Consider the following 19,476-nt stretch of genomic DNA (forward strand, 5'->3'; position numbering starts at 1 on the left):
GGGACGCGGTGGGGTGTGGTGGAGAGCTTCGTAGGGTAGTGTCGCCTGGCAAAACCGAGGTTTCGATCTTCCCCGACCCTCGACCAGGCTAGCGCTGAACTACGGTGCGTGACAGCCGGTCGGCGTTCGTGTCCCCCTGGAGGCTTCTCTTGTCTCGCAGACTTTTCAGGGCATTATGGCGCCTGGTCAGGCGCGTCCGCTGGGAGCCGGCTGGTCCGCTGTGGCGGCCGCTCGACATACGCGGGCGCGCCGAGTCATTCGTCGGTGGCGGGCGGGCGCTGAAAGTGCTCGACAAGCTGCGCGAGCCGTCGCGACGTCTGCGAGTCATCGGCGTGGCGGCCGCGTCCGGGATGGGCGCGTCGCAGTTGATGCACTACTGGGTTTCGTTGCTGGGCAAGGGCGAATTCACGGTCAAGTACATCGACCTCAAACCGGTCTCCAGTGACGATGAAATCGTTGAGCTGCGCACGAATCTCATGCTGGAGCTGGGTGTCGAGGCGGAGGAAATCGCGGGGGCCGGCGAAGCCGAACTCTGGAGTAGGTATTGGGTGGTGACGCGGGAAAAGCGGCTCATCCTGATCCTCGAGAACGCGAAAGACGGCGGACACGTCCGGAAACTGTTGCCCGGCCCCGGCGGCAGCGTGATCGTCACCAGCCGTGAGCTCCTGCCGGGGCTCGACGGCGTGTACACCGACACGATCGCACTCGGCCGAGTCGAACCCGTGCACGGCCGGGAACTGCTCGCCAAGTACGCGGACCGGAAGTGGACCGCGGCGGAGCTCGCCGCCGTGGACGCGGTCGTGGCCGGGTGCGGCGGAAATCCGCTCGTCCTTCGGCTGGCCGGCTGGCTGCTCACGGGCGAGGAAAGACTGACCTTGCGCGGCCTCGCCGCGACCACCCGGCAGCGGCCGGGGGCGGAAACGATTCTCGACCTTTGCTACGCGCGTCTGGGACCTGACGCCGCCAAGATGCTCGGTTTGCTGGGGGCGCACGCCTATCCCCCGGTGTTGCCGGGCGCGGCGGCCGCGCTGGCCGACCTGCCGCCGGAGGCGGCCCGCCCCGGCATCGCGCAGCTGATCGGCTCGCCGTTGGTCAAGATCGACGAGGACGGGCGGATCGACCTGCCGGGCCTCATTCGCCGTTACGCGGCCGCCAAAGCGCCCCCCGACGATGCCGCGCCGAACCGGCTGATCCGCTGGCACATCGCGTCGATCGCCGGGGCCGGCGAAGCGTTTGCCCCTGGCTGGGTCGGCGACCAGCTCCCGGTCGATGCGTCCGATCTGCATCCGCTTCGGTTCCGCCCGGACGAGCCGGGACTCGCGCTGGACTGGATGTGGCGGGAAGTGCCGACCGTGCTCGCGCTGATGCGAGTTCTCGGGGCCGGCCAACGGGAAGCGTGGCAGCTCTTGGTGTTCCTGATGCCGGCGCTGTTCGTCAGCAAGCCGCGCGGCGAATGGCGCGATCTCGCGCGGCTCGCCGAACGCAACGCGCGGGAGGCGAAGGACGACCTCGCTGTCGCACGGTGCCTGCACACCAGGGCTTGGATCGAACACGAGATGGGGCAACACGAGCCGGCGGTGGCGTTGCTGGAGGAGGCGTTGCGCCTCCACGCCGGGTTGAACGACCCCTGGGGCCTGGCCTGGACGCTGCACGCGCTGGGCGCCTGCCACGCGGCGGTCGGCCGCCACGCGCAGGCGCGCGAGTGCCTCACCGCCGCCCTCGACCATTTCCGCTGGAACTGGCGGTTCGGTGCCGCGATCCTGCTGTGGACCAGGGCGACGACGTTCGAGGGTGTCGAGGCGGTCAGGGAACTGCACGAGGCGCTGACCATCGCCCGCCGGGTGCGCAACGGCCTGCTGACCGGGCTCATCCACCACCAGTTGGGGTTGCTGCACCGCGACCGCGGGGACGCGCGCCGCGCGCAGCACCATTTCAAGATGGCACGGGAACTTCGCCGCGAGGCGGGTGACCGGTGGGGCGAAACGGAAAGTCACCGCGTGCTCACGCAGGTGCGCCGCGCGAGTGGCCCAGTGACGCGGGGCTCCGCTTGATCGACAATGGACCTCCCCGCTCCCGTCCACGGAGGCCACCGTTACCGCACTGACCTCGCGTCCCGCTCGGCTCATCCGCGTGCTGTTCGCCGTGCTCGTCGTGGTCGCCCTGGTGCTGGGTTACCTCGGGCTCGCCGAATACCTGGCGGGCAACCCGCAATACGCGCACCGGCCGATCGATCTCGTCTACTACGACCTGCAGCTGTTCGTGATCAACTCCGCGCCGGTCTCCAACGGCGGGCCGTACCCGTGGCCGCTGGAGGTCAGCCGGTTCCTCACGCCGGCGGTCACCGCCTACGCCGTGATCGAAGCGGCCAGGCTCCTTTTCGCAACGGAACTCGCGCGGCTGCGTGCGCGGCGGAGGGCCCGGCACATCATCGTGTGCGGCGACTCCGACGCCGCCAAGACGCTCGCCGGCAACCTGCGGGCACACCACAAGGTCGTGCACATCGACAGCGCGCGCAACCCGCAGGTCCTGGTCGGCGCCGGGCTCGCCCGCGCGGACCGGCTCTACGCGCTCGCCGACGAGACACCCACGAACATCGCCACGGTGCTCGCCGCCAGCCAGGTCGAGCGCCGGGCACACGCCTCGCTCGAAGTGCACGCCCATGTCGCGGACCCGGAGCTGGGTGAGGCGCTGCGCGACCGCGGCTGGCGTGACGAGCTCGAAGTCGATTTCTTTTCCCTGGACGGGGTTGCCGCCAAGCAGGTGCTTGCCGCCTTCCAGCCCGATGGGGAGCGGCTCGTGGTGATCGGGCTCAGCGCGTTCGGCCGCGCGCTGCTGCTCGAACTCGCCCGCCGCGGGCGCCACCCCACGGTCGAGGTGATCGTCGCCGATCCGGACGGCGAGGCCGTGGTCGCCGAACTCAAGGCGCGGCACCCGTTTTTCGAAGCGGCCTGCCGGGTCACCGTGGTGCCTGTCTACATCCCGGAACCGGGCGTCCACCTCGTCTACGTCTGTCACGATGACGAGGAACGGGCATTGCGTGACGGGCTCACCGCGGCGGCGACAGTGGACGCGACGAGGGGTACGGTGATCGTCCGGATGGCACAACTCGCCGGGGTCGGTGAGATGATTGTGGAGCACGGTCACGAGGATCGGTTGCGATTCGTAGGAGTGCTGGACATGGCAAGCGCTTACCTCTCGGAGCGCATCACCGACTCACTGGCGCGAGCCCTGCACCGGCGCTACCTGCGCGATCAGCAGGCACTCGGCGAGGACGTGCACGGCAACCCGTCGCTCGTCGACTGGGACGAGCTGCCGGACACGTTGCGTGACGCCAACCGTGCCTCGGCGGATGACATCGAGCGCAAGCTCGAACTGGTCGGCTGCCGGATGGTGCCGAGCCTGGACGCGGCGCCGTTCGCGTTCGAGCCCGACGAGGTCGAGCGGCTCGCCATCGCCGAGCACGAGCGCTGGATGGCCGAGCGCCGCGCCGACGGCTGGCGGCTCGGGCAGCGGCGGGACAACATGCGCAAACTGCACCCGGACCTACGGCCGTGGGACGAGCTGGGCGAAGCCGAACGGCAGAAGGATCGCAACGTCGTGCTCGCCTTGCCGGACATTCTCGCGGACGCCGGTTTCCGGATCGTGCGGCGGGGCGCGCGGGGTCAGCTCAACCGGTAAAGCCAGGTGCGCCAGAGGATCGCGGTGGGCACCGCGACGGTCAGGACCGCGCCGAACACGATCAGGAACGTATTTCGCGACTGCGCGCCGGCGACCATGATGAACAGGCCGGCCACGATGGAACAAAGGGCACCAACAATCGCGAACACCACTCCGGGAATCCGCATCGGCCGCAGCTCGGACAGTCGCTGGGCCAGGCGCGGATTCTCCTCGGCCAGCTGCCGCTCGATCTCGCTCAGCCGCCGCTGCTCTTCACCGTGAAGTGCCATGCCGCACCGCCTTCGCCTCCCATTATGATCCCGGCTCCCTCGGTTTGTCATCGCAGTGATCTGTGTGAACTTTTTTCGGCAGTCGCAGCGTTGCTCACGGTGAGTAGGTAACATAACCTGCTGTTAACACTCTTGGGGGCTTGAAGTAGGGGGAAGTTACTTCACCTCGGGAGCGAGACCGCGCGTGCGAGCGTGCGGGGAGGGAGTTGTGACCATGAGCGTGCGTCAGAAGGAGCAGGAGTCCACGCCGATCTTCGCCGAGCTGAGCGCGGAGTTCGATCTTGACCAGCTGCTCGGTGAGCTGACCGAACCGGACAATGGGGCTCAGCGGGACGACTGACGCGGGATCCTCGCCGCGCCACCGGTGATCCATGCCAAAGTGGGCCCCATGAGCGATGCGATGCGGGCCGAGACGATCACGATCACCGGTGCCGGCGGCGCCGGGATCGAGGCGTATCTGGCCAGGCCACTGGACGAGCAGCCGCGTGGCGGGGTGGTGGTCATCCACCACCTGCCCGGTTATGACACGGCCACCAAGGAAATCGTGCGGAAGTTCGCGGCCAACGGCTACAACGCACTGTGCCCGAACCTCTACTCACGGGAAGCGCCCGGTGCCGATCCCGATGACGCCGCCGCTGCGGTGCGCGCACAGGGCGGTGTCCCGGATGACCGGCTCGTCGGTGACGTCGACGGCGCCGCGAATCACCTCAGGGGACTGGACAACGCGAACGGGAAGATCGGCGTGATCGGCTACTGCTCCGGTGGCCGCCAGACCTTCCTGAGCGCGTGCAGCCTCCAGCTCGACGCCGCCGTCGACTGCTACGGCGCGTTCGTGGTGAACGACCCGCCGCCCGAGGCGCCGGTGACCATGAAACCCCTCCTCGGCCTCGCGCCCCAGCTTTCCTGTCCACTACTGGGTTTGTTCGGTGCCGACGACCAGTTCCCGGCGCCGGACGAGACCGCGAAACTCGCGGCCGAACTCGACCGGCTCGGCAAGGACTACGAGTTCCACACCTACGACGGCGCCGGTCACGCGTTCTTCGCGGTCGACAGGCCCAGTTACCGCCCCGAAGCAGCCGTGCAGGGCTGGCAGCGGGTGTTCGACTTCTTCGGCAAGAACCTTGCGCGGTAGGGGAAACATGTGCACTTACCAGACTGAGAAGATCGAGATCACCGGCAGCGGCAAGGCCGCGAAGGGCTGGTTCTCGTTGTCCCACGCGACCGTCTACGTCGACCACCCCGTGCACGCGCCCTTCGCGCACACGGTCAACATCGACTTCATCAACCCGGAAGACGGCCCGTCGGCGCGGGTTCCGGTGGAGCTCACGGAAGAGGCGGCACGCGCGCTCGCCGACGCCATCCACCGCGCGCTCGACGCGGCGCCGCCCGGGCTCGCTTCGGTCGACCAGGCCTGATGCCGCTCCCGCTGTGCGTCCACTGTGGACGTACAGCGGTCAGGCAGGCAGCAGCGCCGATTCGGTCGGCGTCGGCGGCGTGAGGTCGGCGCTGGAATCGCGGCCGAGCTGTGTCCACAACACCACTTCGCTGCCCTGCTCGGCGCCGGCCGTGGCGATCGGAGCCTGCGCGACGACCACCCCGGACATCGGCTCGGGTTCGCCTTCGGGACCGGCCGGCACCAGCCCGGCGGCGCGGACGATGTCACACGCGTCCTCGGCGCCCAACCCCACCACATCGGGCACCTCGGTCACGGGATGACGTCCGCGCATGCCCCGATTTTAGATCCAGGTCGGCCGGGGTAGCCGGACAAGGAAAGCCGCCCGAGGGGAATCACCCGCAGATCGGCTGGCAATGAGGGCAGATCTGCGTCGGCGCCGGCTGCGGCCTGCCTAGGCTCTTGCCATTCGCTGGCAAGAGGACCGGGGTAGATGAGCGACGAACAGGTGATCGTGGTCGGTGCGGGGCCGGTCGGGCTGTGGCTTGCCGGTGAGCTCCAGCTGGCCGGGGTTTCGACCCTCGTGCTTGAGCGCGCGCCCGAACGCAGTCCACATGCGAAGGCGCTGGCCCTGCACCCCAGGCTCCTGGAAATCCTGGCGATGCGCGGGATGGAGCAGCCATTTCTCGCCGCGGGCAGGCAGGTCCCGTCGTGGCATTTCGGGATGTTGCCGGATCGGGTGGACTTCCGGTCGCTGGACACCCCGTTCCCGTTCATGCTGGCGCTTCCGCAGACTCGCACCGAGGAGTTCTTCCACGAACGGGCGCTCGAGGTGGGCGCGCGGGTCTTACGTGGACACGAGGTCACCGCGCTCGCGCAGGACGACACTTCGGTGACTCTCGAAATCGCCGGGCCGTCGGGGAATTACACCCGCACCGCGGATTTCGTCGTGGGCTGTGACGGTTCCCGCAGCGTGGTGCGCAGCGCGGCCGGGATCGAATTCCCCGGCACCCGCGCCACCGTGTTCAGCGTCGTCGCCGACGTCACACTGGACGAACCACCGGAGCAACTGGGGAGCGGCTGGTCCAACGAAGGCGGCACGTTGATCGTCGTGCCGATCGGCGGCGGCCGGTTCCGTCTTGCCGGTTACGACGCGGCCCAGCAGGAGCCGGGTACCGAAGTCACGCTGGACATGGTGCGCGACTGGTCGATCCGGACCGCCGGTACCGACTTCGGGCTGCGGGATCCGTTGTGGCTCAACAGGTTCGGCAACGCCACCCGGAACGCCGCCACTTACCGCCGCGGCCGGGTGATGGTCGCGGGGGACGCGGCGCACATCCACTTCCCAGCCGGCGGGGTCGGACTCAACGCCGGGGTGCAGGACGCCATGAACCTCGGCTGGAAACTCGCTGCCGTACTGCAGAACCGCGCCGCGCCGGACCTGCTCGACAGCTATCACGCCGAACGTCACCCGGTGGGCGCCGCGATCGGCGCCAGCACGCTGGCGCAAACCGCGCTGATCACCGCCACCACACCGGAGGGACAGGCGCTGCGCGCGGTCGTCAGCCAGTGGATCGCCACCCAGCCGGAGCTGTCGCTGACGCTCGCACTGGAGATGACCGCACTCGGCCTCGCTTACCCTGCCGCGGACGAGCACCCGCTGACCGGCACCCGGGCGCCCGCCGACGCCGAGCTGTTCGGTCTGCTGCGCCACGGAAAACCCTTGCTGCTGAACGTTTCCGGCGAGCCCCTGCCCACGTCGAGCGAATTCGGCGCGGGGCTCGGCATCGCGACACACACCCACGCCGGCTGGAAAGACGTCACGGCCGCCATCATCCGGCCGGACGGACACGTGTGGTGGGCCACCAGCGACGACGATCCCGACGCCGCCGCCCGGCAGGCGCTGGGCAACCTCGGCGTGCGGTTCTGAGCGTCAGCGCCAGCCGAGTTCGGGGGCGACGTAACGCAGCACGCTTTCGATCAGGTGGGCGTTGTAGTCGACGCCGAGCTGGTTGGGCACGGTGAGCAGCAACGTGTCCGCGGCGGCGATGGCCTCGTCCTCGGCGAGGTCCTTGACCAGCTGGTCCGGCTCCCCCGCGTAGGTCTTGCCGAAGCGCGCGACCACATTGTCGATGTAGCCGACCTGGTCCTGGCTGCGGGCCTCGCGGCCGAAGTAGGCGCGGTCGGTGTCGTCGACGAGCGGGAAGATGCTGCGGCTGACCGACACGCGGGGTTCGCGCTCGTGCCCGGCGGCGGCCCACGCGGTCCGGAACATCTGGATCTGCTCGGCCTGCAACTGGTGGAACGGGACGCCGGTGTCCTCCGTCAGCAGCGTCGAACTCATCAGGTTCATGCCCTGCTCCGCCGTCCATACCGCGGTCTCGCGGCTGCCCGCTCCCCACCAGATGCGTTCACGCAAGCCCGGTGACTGCGGTTCGACGGGCAGCAGCTGTCCCGGTGGATTGGGAAACATCGGGTGCGGGTTGGCTTCGGCCACCCCCTTGCCGGTGATGACGTCGAGGAACAGCCGCGTGTGCTCCCGTGCCATCTCGGCGGGATCCTCGTCGCGCCCGTAGCCGAAGTAGCGGAACCCGTCGAGGACCTGCTCCGGGGAGCCACGGCTGACGCCCAGCTGCAGCCGCCCGCCCGCGATGAGATCCGCCGCGCCGGCGTCTTCGGCCATGTAGAGCGGGTTCTCGTACCGCATGTCGATAACGCCGGTGCCGATTTCGATCCGGCTGGTCCGCGCCCCGATCGCGGCCAGCAGCGGGAACGGCGAGCCGAGCTGCCGGGCGAAGTGGTGGACGCGGAAATACGCCCCGTCCGCCCCGAGTTCCTCCGTCGCCACCGCCAGCTCGATCGACTGCAGCAACGCATCGGACGCCGACCGCGTCATCGAATGCGACGACGGGTTCCAGTGTCCGAACGAGAGGAACCCGATCTTCTTCTTCACTACCCGTCCTCTCTCCTGCGCACCCGGAGGTGGGCGCGCAGCTGATCGACCAGACCGCTCACCTCGCCCGGAACCGTGGCGGCTCCGTAGAGATAGAAGTCGGGCCGGATCACGGCGGCGACGTGCCCGTGTTCGCGTAGATGCGGCAGGTACGCCCCGTCGAGGTCGTTCTCCTCTGTCAACGGTACGACGGTGGCGCCTATTTCGGTGAGGAACGCCAGCCGGCTCTCGTCGAGCAGGTCGTCGGGGGCAAGACCGTCGGTGAGAATCGTGAACCCGAACCCCGTGACGTCGTCGAGCAGACCACTCGTGCCGCCGTAGTGAACGCGGTGTTGCGGGGTGAGGTGACCGGCCGTGGGCAGGCGCACGCCGTCCCCGAGTAGGGGCGGCGGCATCGGCGGCAGCACGCGTGCCGGGTCGGCGCCACCGGCGATCATGCGGCGATCACGTTCGGCTGCTTTGTCCTCGTCGAGCACGCAGATGACCTCGCCCAGGGCGATGGACATGCTGATCGCGTGCCGGACATGCGCTCGCCGTTCGCTGGTGTAGGTGTCGAGCAGCCCGGGTTCGGCGACGCCCCGCAGGACGAGGTCGAGTTTCCAGGCGAGGTTGATCGCGTCCCGCAGTCCCGAGCACATTCCTTGCCCGGCGAACGGCGGCATCTGGTGCGCCGCGTCCCCGGCGAGCAGGAGGCGGCCGGCGCGCCATTCGTCGGCCCAGCGGGCTTGGAAGGTGTAGACGGTGTGCCGTTCGAGTGCGGTGTTGCCGGGGTGGCGGCCCCACGGTTCGAGCAGGCGCCAGGCGGTTTCCGGGGTGTTGAGCTCCTCGATGGTCTCGCCGGGCAGCCGGATGAACTCCCACCGCCGCCTGGCCGGACCTCCGGAGACGATGGTCGTGGGCCGGACAGGATCGCACAGCTGCCAGTTCATCGGTGACCATTCGCGCTCGTCGAGCGGCACGGTGTCGACGATGAGCCAGTCGAAGAAGAACCCGAGATCCGTGCTGGGCACGCCGATGTGCCCGCGCACGAAACTGTTGGCACCGTCCGCGCCGATCACCCAGCGGGCGTGGAACTCCTCGCTACTGGTGACCAGCCGCACGCCGTTCTCGTCCTGCGACAGATCGACGACCTCCTGTCCACGTTGGACGTCCACTGTGGACAGTGTTTCGACCCGTTTGGACAGAACACGCTCCAGATCGGGCTGGGAGAAGAAGTTCGCGGTCGGCCAGCCGCTGGGGCCGGTGCCGCTCCAGTCGATCCGCAGCAGCGGTTCCCCGCCGGCGTTACGCCACTCGTAGTGGTCCGGAACGGGATCGGTGATCGCCATGACGTCGTCGACGACACCCGCGGCCTGGAAGATGCGGCCGATCTCGTCGTCGAAGTGCACCGCGCGTGGTTTGTCGTAGGGCTCTGGCCAGCGTTCCAGCACCAGCACGTCGTGCCCCTGCCGGCCGAGCAGCAACGCGAGCAGCTGCCCGACCGGGCCGAATCCGACAATCGCCACGTCATGGGTTCTGCTGGGCATGGCGCTCACCCGGCCTGGTGTGCGCCGGTCATCAGCGCTGCCAAGTCTTCCGGGTGCAGGAACGACGGTGGTGGCGGCGGGCCCCAGTTGAACAGGCCCTTGGCGCCCTCCAACGTTTCCGGTGTCCACAGCTGATCGTCGACGATGCAGTCCATATCGGAGTAGTACTCGGAGAAGTTGCCCGCCGGATCCTTGAGATACCAGAAGAAGTTGGACCCGGCGTGGTGACGGCCCAGGCCCCACACATGGCGTTCCGGGTTGCCCTCCAGCATCGCCGTCGCGCCGCGGCCGACCTCGTCGATATCGTCGACCTGCCACGAACTGTGGTGCAGGAAGTTGACCGGCGCACGCAGCACGAGCACGTTGTGATGATCGGTCGAGCAGCGCATGAAGGCGCCCTCGCCCTTGATCTCGTCACTGAGCTTGAACCCGAGCCCCTCGATGAAGAACCGGCGGGTCGCTGTGTAATCCGTCGAGCCCATCACGACATGCCCGAGCTTGCGTGGCCGCACGGCGTGCTGTCGCGACACACCCGGCGCCCGGCCGGTGCCCCGCTCGATCCGGCCGGGCCCGTTGTAGGGCGTCGGCGGTTGCTCTGGCTGGACGATCCGGTCGGCCACCCGGACGACCGTGCGGAAACCGGCGATCGGCTCGACGGCCGTGAGCGCACCCGGTTCGCGGCTGACCAGGATGCCCAGCCGGTCCAGCCGGGCCGCGATGGCGTCGATATCGTCCTGATCGTCGACGCCGATCGCGATCTCGACCAGCTGCCGGGTCGGCGCGTTCACCAACCGCAGCTGGCGTCCACCGTCCTGTGTGGACAGCCAGCCGTCCGGCCCAGGGGCGAGCCCGAAATCGGTGTAGTAGCCGCGGGTTTCGGCGAGATTGGGTACGCCCACCGTGATGGAGGACAACCTGTGCAGCGGCATTGCTACCTCCAGGAGATTGTCAGTGGCCGGCGACCATGCGATGACTCATCTCGCCGACGCCACGGACGTAGCTGACGAGTTCGTCGCCGGGGGAAAGGAAACGCTGCGGGGTCCGGCCGAGCCCGACGCCCGCCGGGGTGCCGGTGAAGATCACGTCGCCGGGCAGCAGCGGGGTGACCGCGGAAAGCCGGGCGATCAGCTCGCCCACCCCGAACACCATGTCCCGGGTCCGGCCCTTCTGCACCTGCTCGCCGTTGATCAGGCAGCCCAGTTCGAGATCGTCGCGGTTGTCCAGCTCGTCGGGCGTCACCAGGACCGGGCCGATCGGACCGAAACCGGGATAGGACTTGGCGAGGCTGAACTGCGGGGCCGGCCCGACCCGCTGCAGATCGCGCTCGGAAATGTCCTGGCCGACCGACACGCCGGCGATGTAGTCCCAGCCGTTCTCGGCGGTGACCCGGTGGGCGCGGCGGCCGAGCACGACGACCAGTTCGACCTCCCAGTCCACCGAACCGGGCGGGAGCGTGATGTCGCCGGTCGGGCCGGTCAGCGAGGTCACGTATTTGGTGAACACCGGCGGTTCTTCCGGCACCGAGAACGAGGCTTCCGAGGCGTGATCGGCGTAGTTGAGGCCGATCGCGAAGACCTGCCGGGGCGCGGGCACCGGGTTGCCGAACGCGGACTTGTCCACCGTCTCACCGGTTTCCGGCAGCGCGCGGGCCACGTCGAGCAGTTCATCCCAGCGCTCGTAGGCGGCCTGGATATCCGGACCGAATCGACCGCCGGTGGCCCGTTCGATGTCGACCACCTCGTCACGAGCCGTCAGCAGGCTCAGCCGGCCCGAGACGTTGGCAAAACGCACGATGCACGCTCCTTCATCGGTATGAATCTCTGGCTGCCATCCTGACCGGGGAGCTATCGATCTGTCAATGAACTTTCGAATGTCTGCGAAGGATTCGTACTGTGATACTGTTCGTGGTATGGCCAAAAGTGGCGCATCCACCCGGACCGATGGCATCTACCAGCGGATTCGTGCGGACATTCTCAGCGGCAGGCTGGTGCCCGGTGCGCGGTTGAAGTTCCCGGAGCTGTCGCAGCGGTACGAGACGAGCGTGGGGGCCGCCCGCGAAGTGCTCACCAAACTGGCCGCGGACGGGCTGGTGGTGACCAGGGCGCACCAGGGCTATGTGGTGACTCCGCTTTCGCATCAGGACTTGGCCGAGCTGACCCAGGCCCGCGTCGAACTGGAGTCGCTGGTGCTGCGGTTGGCGGTGCTCGAGGGCGATATCCAGTGGGAGTCGCGGGCGGTGGCCGCCCACCACGTGCTGGAACGCACGACGTTCCGGAACCCGGCTGATCCGGCTCACCCCTCGGACGAATGGTCGGTGGCCCATGCCGAGTTTCACGCCGCACTGCTCAGCGGATGTGGCAACCAGCGGCTGGTGGGCATGGCCCGCGCGCTGCGTCAGGAGGCCGAGCTGTACCTGCAATGGTCGGTGTCGTTCGGTACCGAACCGGACCGAGACCTGCCCGGTGAGCATCGGCGCATCCTCGAAGCGGCCGTCGCCCGTGACGCCGACCGCGCGGCCGAGCTGCTGCGGGACCACATCGCACACACCGCGCAACTGCTGATCAGCTGCGCCCCCGACGAGCCGAACGTCGCGCCGTCGGGGGCCTGAGCTCGCTGTTCGGCGTGGTCCTATTTGGACTCAAGTCGCCCCGGTGGGTTGGCGTCTGCCGCCAGTGCCTTTTGTGCGGCCTCCCAGCTGGCGTCTTCGACACCAAGCGCGTGACGGAGATAAGCCCAGCTGATGTGCTGGATCAGAGCGACTCGGGCGGGATTCTCGTCGGTCGTCTCCTTGACTTCGTACCCGGGAATCCCGCCGAGCGAGTGTTCCCCACCGAAGACGGTGAGCAGGCTTTTGCTGCCTGGGCTGAGAAAATACGGGTCGGTGCACCAATCCGGTCCGCGCACACTCAGCGGCGAGTCGTCCCGATCGCCCGCGACCACCAGCGTGGGCTTCGTCATGTCCGCGAAGCTCGGGTTGATGAACGGGAACTGCACGGCCGCCGCCGGTGTCACATCGCTGCCCTGCCCGGCCGTCGCGAACAGCACGCCCGCCTTCACCCGGGGGTCCGACAGGTCCTCGCCCGTATTCGTCTGCCGATCAAGGGTGCGAAGGCCCAGCAGGGTACCGGCCGTCGACCCGCCGAAGGAGTGGCCTGCCGCGGCGATACGGCCGCGGTCGAGGCGCCCGGAAAGGCCGGGAACGGACGCTTCGAGGAGATCGAGTTCGTCGAGAATGCGCTTGTCGTCCTCGACGCGAATGCGCCAGATCCTTGGTGTGCGGGGATCTTCCGGCGGCAGGCCGACCGTGCGGGAGTCGAGATGGGTCGGCTGGATGACCACGAAACCATGTGCGGCCCAGAAATCGGTCAGTGGGCCGTAGCCGTCGAGAGACGAGCCGAAGCCGTGTGAAAACACGATGATCGGCAGCCGGTCGCCGGTCACCGGGGCGGACACTTTTACTTGCAGCTCGGTTCCGCGGTCAGGGACGGACAGCGCTATCGGCTTCACCGAGACGATCGGTGCCGGCGCGGGAATATCGAATTCGGCCATGGTTGTGCCTTTCCGCTGGGGTGGCTGTGGCATCATGAGAGAAACGGGACGCCGTCCCGTTTGAAGATACGGGACAGTGTCCCGTTTAGCAAAATGGCTGGTGAAGGCATGGGTGCAGACAGGCCCAAGCGGGCGGACGCGCGACGGAACGAGGAGGCCTTGCTCGAAGCGGCGGCGGCGGTATTCGTCGCCTCCGGAGTGGACGCGCCGATCCGGGATATCGCGGCCAAAGCGGGAGTCGGCACGGCGACGATCTACCGACACTTCCCGACCAGGGCGGACCTGATCGTCGCGGTATACCGGCACCAGGTCGATCATCTCGCCGAGACCGGCCCGGCCCTGCTGCGGAGCGCCGATACGCCGTACGCCGCTTTGGCCCGGTGGCTGGAAGAGTTCGTGGATTTCGTGATCACCAAACAGGGTCTCGCCGCCGTACTACAGTCCGCCGATCCCTGTTACGACCCCCTGCACTCGTACTTCCTCGAGCGGCTCGAACCCGTGTGCGTTCAGCTCCTGGAAGCGGCCGCCGACGCCGGCGAGATCCGGCCCGGCCAGGACCCGTATGAACTCATGCGGGGCATCGGCAGCCTGTGCGCCGGCGCGACGTCGAACCCTCGCTACGACACGCGCCGGCTCGTCCGGCTGCTCATCGCCGGACTTCGTCGCTGATCAGCAGCGAGATCAGCGCGTCGGGACGGTCGAGCGGGATGATGTGGCCGCAGTCGTCGATGAGGTGCTCCGTGAGCTCGTCGGTGATCGGGCGAAGCTGGTTGGCGAGCGCGTTGCCGACGGGGTGCGCGCCGATCGCCATGGTGGGCACGGTGAGCCGGGCGCCGGCGACCGCCTTGGCGATCTCTTGTCCGGTGGTGGGCAGGGCGCGGTAATGAGCGAACGCGCCACGCAGGGCGTCGCGGCCGGTGTAGGCGGCGAGGAAGCGGTCCCGGATCTGCGGCGTCAGCCCGCGGCCACGGGTGCCGGCGGTGAGAAACCAATCGATGTATTCGAACTCGTTGCCGGCCAGGACGGTTTCGGCGAAGCCGGGCACCGAATGGAAGCCGAACCACCAGGGCGGCCCGGCGGCGAGGAAGTCCTCGGCACCGGGCAGGGTGCCCAGAAGTCCTTCCATCAGCACGAGCCGCCGGACTCGGGTGGGGTGGCGCAGGGCGAGCAGGAACGCGGCCGGGCTGCCGAGGTCGATGCCGACCACGGTGGCCGTCGGCTCGCCGAGCGCGTCGAGGAGTGCTTCGGCGTCGGTGGCCAGCGTGGCGGCGTCGTAGCCGTCGACGGGGCGGCTGGTGGCGCCGAGGCCACGCAGGTCCGGTGCGATCACGCGGTGGTCCCGCACCAGTGCGGGGATCACCTCGGTCCACAGTTCCCAGGTGTGCGGAAACCCGTGCAGCAACAGGATTGCCGGGCCGGTTCCCCGCACCGCCACGTTGATGTCGATGCCGTTGGCCGTGACCTGACGCAGGGACACGAGGGACCTCCCGTGGTTACCATTGGTGACAGCCGAACGATAAGTAACAACCGGGACGCGGCCAAGACCGCACTTTTCCGTGAGGTGGTGAGCTCGAGGTGACCTCCCGACCGGCCGGGCGCGGTGATCTGTTCGACCCGCGGTGCGCCACCCGCCGGGTACTGGACCGCATCGGGACGAAGTGGACCTCGATGCTGGTCAAGGTGCTGGCCGAGGCCGAGCCCGGCGAGGTGCGGTTCGCGGAGCTGCAACGCCGGATCCCTGGCATCTCCCACAAAATGCTGTCCGTGACGCTGCACAACGTGGTTCGCGACGGCTTGGTCGCCCGCCGGGTGGAACCGACGGTGCCACCGCAAGTCCACTATGGACTGACGGACCTCGGCCGCTCGCTCGAAGTACCCCTCGCGGCCCTGCGCGACTGGGCGGAGACCAACGTGGCGGCCATCGACAAGGCCAACGCCGCCGCCGATTCGTGAACCCATCATCGCTTCGCGCCGGGAGACAGCTCACGCAAAGCGGTGCGGACGAGGTCACGGAGCCAGGCGTGTGCGGGGTCGGTGTCGTAGCGCCGATGCCACGCCAGGATGAGCGGCACCGGCGGCAGTTCCAGGGGTACCGGCCGGATCTCCAGACCGGTTTCGGTGAGCAGCGCGCGGCTCGTGTTTTCCGGCACCGTCACGAGAATGTCGTTCTGCTGCACGAAATGCAGCGCTGCGGTAAGGGTGGGGACCGCAGCGACGACCCGCCGTGCGGTGCCATGCTCGTGGAGGACATCGTCGATCGGATCACGCAGCCTGCCGCGGCGGGACACCGTGAGGTGGTCGGCCCCGGCATAGCGTGCCAAGGTCAGTTTTCTTTTGGCCAGCGGATGTTCCGGCCGGATGGCGACGACGAGCCGGTCATCCGCGGCCGTTTCCGCGTGCACGTCCGGGATCAGCGGATCGTCCGCGCCGAGTTCGAGATCGACCTGCCCATGGCGCAGGTCGTTGGTGTCGGCGTCGGCTTCGGCCAGTAACCGCAACCGCACCCCGGGCGCCTGCTCTTGCACGGTGGCGAGCACGGTCGGACCCACGGCGGTCGTGACGGCGTCGTGCCATCTCAGCGTGAAGGTCCGGTCCAACGTGGCCAGGTCGAGCTCTCGGTCCGGGGTCAGCACGGCGTGCGCCTGCTGCACCAGCGCGTGCACCTTTCCGCGGATCGCCAGCGCGTGCGGGGTCGGGGTCATCGTCCGGCCCGTGCGGACCAGGATCTGGTCACCCGTGGCCCGCCGGATCCGGCCCAGCGCACGGCTCATCGCCGGAGCCGTGAGGTGTAGCCGATCGGCAGCGCCGGCGACGCTGCCCTCCTCCAGCAACGCGTCCAACGCGGTGAGCAGGTTCAAATCCAGTTGCATGGCAGTCATCTTATCCGTTACCAACATGCATTTGACGTTATGTCTGGCTGTTCCTAGCGTGGAAGGCACCGCAACGGAAATTGCGGGACACCCACTCGACACGAACAGGAGCCCCACCATGCCCACCTCGCCGAGCCCCGCCTTCACCGGTGAAAACGCCTCCGTGGCCGAGGACAAAGCCTTGCTACCCGCGGTCGTCGCCGCGGTCGAGACCGCCGGTGCGCACCTGCGCGAGCGGTTCAGCCCCGACGCGCGGGTGGACAACCTCGATGAGACCCTCGCCGCGATCGACGCGAACGACGCGGCGTCCCTGGGATTTCTCCGTGAGCCCTTGGAAAACGCCAGGCCTGGCGCCCGCTGGGCCGACGACGAGCAGGCAGGCGGAACGCTGCCGGCTGGGGAATGGTGGATCACCGACCCGGTCGAGGGGAACATCAACCACATCCACGGGATGACCGACTGGTCGGTGACGGCGGCCCTGGTGCGCGACAACCAGCCGGTGCTGACCGCGGTACACCTTCCGCTGACCGGCGACACCTACACCGCGGTCCGGGGTGATGGTGCCTACCTCAACGGCGTCCCGTTGCGGGTGTCGGTGAAGCCGAGTCTCGACGCCGCGCTGGTTGCGACCGGACAGTCGAAACCGGGCGAGACAGCGGAAACGTACGATCTGATCGGCCGGTCGGTCACCGCGATGCTGAACGCCGCGCTGGTCACCAGGGTGGCGGTGCCGACGACGCTGCAACTCGTTCAGGTCGCGGCCGGTCGCATGGACGCCTTCTGGCAGTACAGCGGCGTGCGTTCCGGGCTCGTAGCCGGTGCATTGCTCGTCGTGGAGGCGGGTGGCACGGTCACCGATACGCACGGCAGGCCGTGGAACCTCGCGAGCGGGAATTTCCTTGCCACCGCACCGGCTTTGCACCCTGCCATCGTCGAGATTCTCTCCGCCGTCGGCTGAACCAAACGTACAGACCAAGGAGAAAACTCTTGTACACCACCGGAATCCTCGGCGCCGGCCGAGTGGGCGCCACGTTGGCCGGCAAGCTTGCCGAGGCCGGGCATGATGTCACCGTCGGAACGCGGTCCGGGACGCGACCGGACCATTGGTCTGGACCGCAAATCACGTTCGCGGATCACGGAGAAACCGCACGGCGAGCCGAGATCGTCATCAACGCCACGCCCGGTGAGAGCACACTGGAACGGCTCACGGCGCTGCGCGAACCCTTGGCGGGCAAGCTCCTCATCGACATCTCGAACGCGACCCGGCACGGTGCCGACGGCATGCCCGGCGGCCTTCTCTATCCCGACGCGAGCCTGGCGGAGCACCTGCAGGACGCGCTTCCCGCCACCCGGGTCGTCAAGACGCTGAACACCATGCTGTTCACCGTCATGGCCGAGCCGCGCAGCCTGTCCGTTCCGCCGACGGCCTTCCTGTCCGGCAACGACCCGGACGCCAAGAAGGTGGTCAGCGGCCTGCTGGGCGATCTCGGCTGGGAATCCTCGTGGCTCCTGGATCTGGGCGACGTCAGCACCGCCAGGGCCACGGAAGCGTTGATACTGCTTGTGCCCCATGTCATCCGCAGCCGGGGCTTCGCGCCGTTCGCCTTCGCGCTTGCCAGTTGACCTGTCGAGCGTGGCACGATAGGTCATCAATACCGGGGGACAGGTGAGCTATGTCTGGATGGGAATTTGCCACGCTGCGTGATCAGGTGGCGGCTCTGCAGGCCAAGACCATCTCGGCGGTCGAACTGCTCGAGTTGACCATCGCGCGGATCGAAAAGTTCGACGACAAGATCAACGCCATGGTCGTGCGAGATTTCGACCGCGCCCGGGCCGCTGCGGAGCAGGCCGATGCGGCCCTGGCGCGCGGTGAGGGTGCACCGCTACTCGGCGTTCCGGTGGCGGTGAAGGAATCCTTCAATATCGCCGGCCTGCCGACCACCTGGGGTATTCCCGATGCCGAGGGCTGGGAGCCTGCCGAGGATGCGGTGCTGGTAGCGCGAGTCAAGGCCGCGGGCGGGGTGGTCATCGGCAAGACCAATGTGCCGCACACCATGCAGGACTGGCAGTCCTACAACGACATCTACGGGACGACCAATAATCCCTGGGATGTGGCGCGCTCGCCCGGCGGCTCGTCCGGCGGCTCGTCCGCTGCGCTCGCGGCGGGGTATGTCTCGCTCGCGCTCGGCTCAGACATTGGCGGATCGCTGCGGGTACCAGCGCATTTCTGCGGCGTCTTCGGGCACAAGCCATCACTCACGCTGTTGCCGGGGCGTGGACACGTGCCGCCGCGGACGCCCGCGCTGCCTGCTCCGCCAGACCTTTCCGTGGTTGGCCCCATGGCGCGGAGCGCAGCCGACCTGACGGCGGCGACCCTGCTGCTGGCGGGCCCCGACGAGGTCGACGCGGTGGCCTACAAGCTGACGCTGCGACCGCCGCGCAGCATGGAGTTCGGCGGTTTCCGGGTGCTGGTCATCGACAGTCATCCGCTGTTGCCGACAGCCGCCGTCATCCGCGATGGTTTCGACCGGGTCGCTCAAGCGCTGGAAAAGGCCGGTGCCGCGGTCGCCCGGCACAGCACACTGCTGCCCGACCTCACGCAGATCGCCAAGACTTACGTGACGCTGCTGACCTCGAGGTCCGGCGCGGATATGTCCCCCGGCGCCTACCGTGCGCTGCAGGCCGCTGCCGCCGATATTCCGCCGGACACCGACACGCTGGAGGCGACCATGCGTCGAGGGTTCGTGGCCAGCCATAGCGACTGGATCAAGGCAGATCGGGTCCGCATCGGTCTCGCCGAGAGGTGGCGGCTCCTGTTCGAGGAATTCGACGTGGTGCTGTGCCCCGTCACACCGACACCGGCCTTCCGCCATGACCATTCGGACAGGGCCACCCGCACGATCGAGATCGACGGCACGACATACCCCTACGATTATCAATTGGTCTGGCCGAGTGTTGCCACGTTGACAGGGCTGCCGTCCACCGCGGTACCGATCGGGCGTTCCCCGCAAGGGCTGCCCTACGGCATGCAGGTCGTCGGCCCGTATCTCGAAGACCGCACAACGTTGCGGTTTGCCGAGTTGATCGAGCGGGATTTCGGCGGATTCAGCCCACCGCCCGGTTTCGCATAGTCGTGGATCGTGGGGCCGACGATATCTGTCACAGCCAGAAGACAGTGATTCACCAACCCTGGCGTGCTTGCGCTCGATGCGCTGGTGTCCCGTCGCCGCGGCACCAC

At 68.2% G+C, this 19,476-nt stretch carries 21 protein-coding genes; 12 read left to right on the forward strand and 9 right to left on the reverse strand.

Features of this window, described 5'->3' with window-relative positions; genetic code table 11:
- Nucleotides 1–149: 149 nt before the first annotated feature.
- Together GKO32_RS14725 and GKO32_RS14730 are read left to right on the forward strand one after the other, a co-directional pair.
- The gene (locus GKO32_RS14725; RefSeq protein ID WP_154757430.1) at nt 150–2,051 is read left to right on the forward strand and encodes a tetratricopeptide repeat protein; all 1,902 of its coding nucleotides are present in this window, start codon (nt 150–152) and stop codon (nt 2,049–2,051) included.
- Between the two features lie 79 nt (nt 2,052–2,130).
- Nucleotides 2,131–3,678, forward strand: coding sequence for a RyR domain-containing protein (locus tag GKO32_RS14730; protein WP_154757431.1), 1,548 nt, complete (start codon nt 2,131–2,133; stop codon nt 3,676–3,678).
- Here GKO32_RS14730 and GKO32_RS14735 read toward each other — a convergent pair.
- Nucleotides 3,663–3,947 (reverse strand): DUF3040 domain-containing protein, encoded by a 285-nt coding sequence (locus GKO32_RS14735; RefSeq protein WP_154757432.1) that lies wholly within the window; start codon nt 3,945–3,947, stop codon nt 3,663–3,665. The genes GKO32_RS14730 and GKO32_RS14735 overlap by 16 nt on opposite strands.
- Before the next feature lie 214 nt (nt 3,948–4,161).
- Here GKO32_RS14735 and GKO32_RS39800 point away from each other — a divergent pair, with 214 nt between their 5' ends.
- The 3 genes from GKO32_RS39800 to GKO32_RS14745 are packed head-to-tail and all read left to right on the forward strand — an operon-like array spanning nt 4,162 to nt 5,362.
- On the forward strand, nt 4,162–4,287 hold the full coding sequence (locus tag GKO32_RS39800; RefSeq protein WP_281353850.1) for a hypothetical protein: 126 nt from the start codon (nt 4,162–4,164) through the stop codon (nt 4,285–4,287).
- A 48-nt stretch (nt 4,288–4,335) separates the two neighbouring features.
- A complete protein-coding gene (locus GKO32_RS14740) occupies nt 4,336–5,079 on the forward strand; it encodes a dienelactone hydrolase family protein (RefSeq protein WP_154757433.1) in 744 nt (247 codons plus the stop codon).
- Between the two features lie 7 nt (nt 5,080–5,086).
- On the forward strand, nt 5,087–5,362 hold the full coding sequence (locus tag GKO32_RS14745; RefSeq protein WP_154757434.1) for a DUF6295 family protein: 276 nt from the start codon (nt 5,087–5,089) through the stop codon (nt 5,360–5,362).
- Between the two features lie 39 nt (nt 5,363–5,401).
- Here GKO32_RS14745 and GKO32_RS14750 read toward each other — a convergent pair whose 3' ends face one another.
- Complete coding sequence (locus tag GKO32_RS14750) at nt 5,402–5,674, reverse strand: PASTA domain-containing protein (RefSeq protein ID WP_154757435.1); 273 nt, start codon at nt 5,672–5,674, stop codon at nt 5,402–5,404.
- Nucleotides 5,675–5,833: 159 nt separating this feature from the next.
- Here GKO32_RS14750 and GKO32_RS14755 point away from each other — a divergent pair, with 159 nt between their 5' ends.
- Nucleotides 5,834–7,270: an FAD-dependent monooxygenase gene (locus GKO32_RS14755; RefSeq protein ID WP_154757436.1), complete on the forward strand. Its 1,437-nt coding sequence runs from the start codon at nt 5,834–5,836 to the stop codon at nt 7,268–7,270.
- A 3-nt stretch (nt 7,271–7,273) separates the two neighbouring features.
- On the opposite strand, the gene GKO32_RS14760 is transcribed toward GKO32_RS14755, so the two are convergent.
- From GKO32_RS14760 to GKO32_RS14775, 4 genes are read right to left on the reverse strand one after another with little or no spacing between them, the layout of a single operon-like run.
- Complete coding sequence (locus GKO32_RS14760) at nt 7,274–8,293, reverse strand: LLM class flavin-dependent oxidoreductase (RefSeq protein WP_312867932.1); 1,020 nt, start codon at nt 8,291–8,293, stop codon at nt 7,274–7,276.
- Nucleotides 8,293–9,819: a bifunctional 3-(3-hydroxy-phenyl)propionate/3-hydroxycinnamic acid hydroxylase MhpA gene (gene mhpA, locus GKO32_RS14765; RefSeq protein WP_154757437.1), complete on the reverse strand. Its 1,527-nt coding sequence runs from the start codon at nt 9,817–9,819 to the stop codon at nt 8,293–8,295. Before mhpA ends, GKO32_RS14760 begins: the two co-directional genes overlap by 1 nt.
- A 5-nt stretch (nt 9,820–9,824) precedes the next feature.
- Nucleotides 9,825–10,748 (reverse strand): VOC family protein, encoded by a 924-nt coding sequence (locus tag GKO32_RS14770; RefSeq protein WP_154757438.1) that lies wholly within the window; start codon nt 10,746–10,748, stop codon nt 9,825–9,827.
- 19 nt (nt 10,749–10,767) lie between these two features.
- Entirely contained in the window at nt 10,768–11,610 is an 843-nt protein-coding gene (locus GKO32_RS14775) for a fumarylacetoacetate hydrolase family protein (protein ID WP_312867933.1), read from the reverse strand.
- 118 nt (nt 11,611–11,728) lie between these two features.
- Between GKO32_RS14775 and GKO32_RS14780 the strand changes: the two genes are divergently transcribed.
- Nucleotides 11,729–12,427: a GntR family transcriptional regulator gene (locus GKO32_RS14780; RefSeq protein WP_154757440.1), complete on the forward strand. Its 699-nt coding sequence runs from the start codon at nt 11,729–11,731 to the stop codon at nt 12,425–12,427.
- Between the two features lie 20 nt (nt 12,428–12,447).
- Here the strand turns inward: GKO32_RS14780 and GKO32_RS14785 are convergent, their stop codons facing one another.
- The gene (locus tag GKO32_RS14785; RefSeq protein WP_154757441.1) at nt 12,448–13,368 is read right to left on the reverse strand and encodes an alpha/beta hydrolase family protein; all 921 of its coding nucleotides are present in this window, start codon (nt 13,366–13,368) and stop codon (nt 12,448–12,450) included.
- 108 nt (nt 13,369–13,476) lie between these two features.
- On the opposite strand from GKO32_RS14785, the gene GKO32_RS14790 reads away from it, so the two are divergent.
- Nucleotides 13,477–14,037, forward strand: a complete 561-nt coding sequence (locus GKO32_RS14790) for a TetR/AcrR family transcriptional regulator (RefSeq protein ID WP_208024407.1) — start codon at nt 13,477–13,479, stop codon at nt 14,035–14,037.
- Here GKO32_RS14790 and GKO32_RS14795 read toward each other — a convergent pair.
- Nucleotides 14,015–14,845, reverse strand: a complete 831-nt coding sequence (locus GKO32_RS14795; protein ID WP_312867934.1) for an alpha/beta fold hydrolase — start codon at nt 14,843–14,845, stop codon at nt 14,015–14,017. The two genes, GKO32_RS14790 and GKO32_RS14795, sit on opposite strands and share 23 nt — an antisense overlap.
- 98 nt (nt 14,846–14,943) lie before the next feature.
- On the opposite strand from GKO32_RS14795, the gene GKO32_RS14800 reads away from it, so the two are divergent.
- Nucleotides 14,944–15,321: a winged helix-turn-helix transcriptional regulator gene (locus GKO32_RS14800; protein WP_312867935.1), complete on the forward strand. Its 378-nt coding sequence runs from the start codon at nt 14,944–14,946 to the stop codon at nt 15,319–15,321.
- Nucleotides 15,322–15,326: 5 nt separating this feature from the next.
- On the opposite strand, the gene GKO32_RS14805 is transcribed toward GKO32_RS14800, so the two are convergent.
- Nucleotides 15,327–16,238: a LysR family transcriptional regulator gene (locus GKO32_RS14805; RefSeq protein WP_154757443.1), complete on the reverse strand. Its 912-nt coding sequence runs from the start codon at nt 16,236–16,238 to the stop codon at nt 15,327–15,329.
- A gap of 118 nt (nt 16,239–16,356) precedes the next feature.
- Here GKO32_RS14805 and GKO32_RS14810 point away from each other — a divergent pair, with 118 nt between their 5' ends.
- Genes GKO32_RS14810 through GKO32_RS14820 form a run of 3 tightly spaced genes read left to right on the forward strand, consistent with a single transcriptional unit; the run spans nt 16,357 to nt 19,369 of the window.
- Entirely contained in the window at nt 16,357–17,196 is an 840-nt protein-coding gene (locus GKO32_RS14810) for an inositol monophosphatase family protein (RefSeq protein WP_154757444.1), read from the forward strand.
- 29 nt (nt 17,197–17,225) lie between these two features.
- On the forward strand, nt 17,226–17,861 hold the full coding sequence (locus tag GKO32_RS14815; RefSeq protein WP_154757445.1) for an NADPH-dependent F420 reductase: 636 nt from the start codon (nt 17,226–17,228) through the stop codon (nt 17,859–17,861).
- A 50-nt stretch (nt 17,862–17,911) separates the two neighbouring features.
- The gene (locus tag GKO32_RS14820; RefSeq protein WP_154757446.1) at nt 17,912–19,369 is read left to right on the forward strand and encodes an amidase; all 1,458 of its coding nucleotides are present in this window, start codon (nt 17,912–17,914) and stop codon (nt 19,367–19,369) included.
- Nucleotides 19,370–19,476 lie beyond the last annotated feature (107 nt).

Source organism: Amycolatopsis pithecellobii (assembly GCF_009707865.1).
In the GTDB taxonomy this organism is placed as follows: domain Bacteria; phylum Actinomycetota; class Actinomycetes; order Mycobacteriales; family Pseudonocardiaceae; genus Amycolatopsis_E; species Amycolatopsis_E pithecellobii.

Coding starts and splice junctions, on each gene's coding strand:
- GKO32_RS14810 (WP_154757444.1), top strand. CDS start 16,357: ATGCCCACCTCGCCGAGCCCCGCCTTCACCGGTGAAAACGCCTCCGTG.
- GKO32_RS39800 (WP_281353850.1), top strand. CDS start 4,162: ATGAGCGTGCGTCAGAAGGAGCAGGAGTCCACGCCGATCTTCGCCGAG.
- GKO32_RS14790 (WP_208024407.1), top strand. CDS start 13,477: ATGGGTGCAGACAGGCCCAAGCGGGCGGACGCGCGACGGAACGAGGAG.
- GKO32_RS14755 (WP_154757436.1), top strand. CDS start 5,834: ATGAGCGACGAACAGGTGATCGTGGTCGGTGCGGGGCCGGTCGGGCTG.
- GKO32_RS14770 (WP_154757438.1), bottom strand. CDS start 10,748: ATGCCGCTGCACAGGTTGTCCTCCATCACGGTGGGCGTACCCAATCTC.
- GKO32_RS14780 (WP_154757440.1), top strand. CDS start 11,729: ATGGCCAAAAGTGGCGCATCCACCCGGACCGATGGCATCTACCAGCGG.
- GKO32_RS14750 (WP_154757435.1), bottom strand. CDS start 5,674: ATGCGCGGACGTCATCCCGTGACCGAGGTGCCCGATGTGGTGGGGTTG.
- GKO32_RS14785 (WP_154757441.1), bottom strand. CDS start 13,368: ATGGCCGAATTCGATATTCCCGCGCCGGCACCGATCGTCTCGGTGAAG.
- GKO32_RS14820 (WP_154757446.1), top strand. CDS start 17,912: ATGTCTGGATGGGAATTTGCCACGCTGCGTGATCAGGTGGCGGCTCTG.
- GKO32_RS14805 (WP_154757443.1), bottom strand. CDS start 16,238: ATGCAACTGGATTTGAACCTGCTCACCGCGTTGGACGCGTTGCTGGAG.
- mhpA (WP_154757437.1), bottom strand. CDS start 9,819: ATGCCCAGCAGAACCCATGACGTGGCGATTGTCGGATTCGGCCCGGTC.
- GKO32_RS14745 (WP_154757434.1), top strand. CDS start 5,087: ATGTGCACTTACCAGACTGAGAAGATCGAGATCACCGGCAGCGGCAAG.
- GKO32_RS14735 (WP_154757432.1), bottom strand. CDS start 3,947: ATGGCACTTCACGGTGAAGAGCAGCGGCGGCTGAGCGAGATCGAGCGG.
- GKO32_RS14740 (WP_154757433.1), top strand. CDS start 4,336: ATGAGCGATGCGATGCGGGCCGAGACGATCACGATCACCGGTGCCGGC.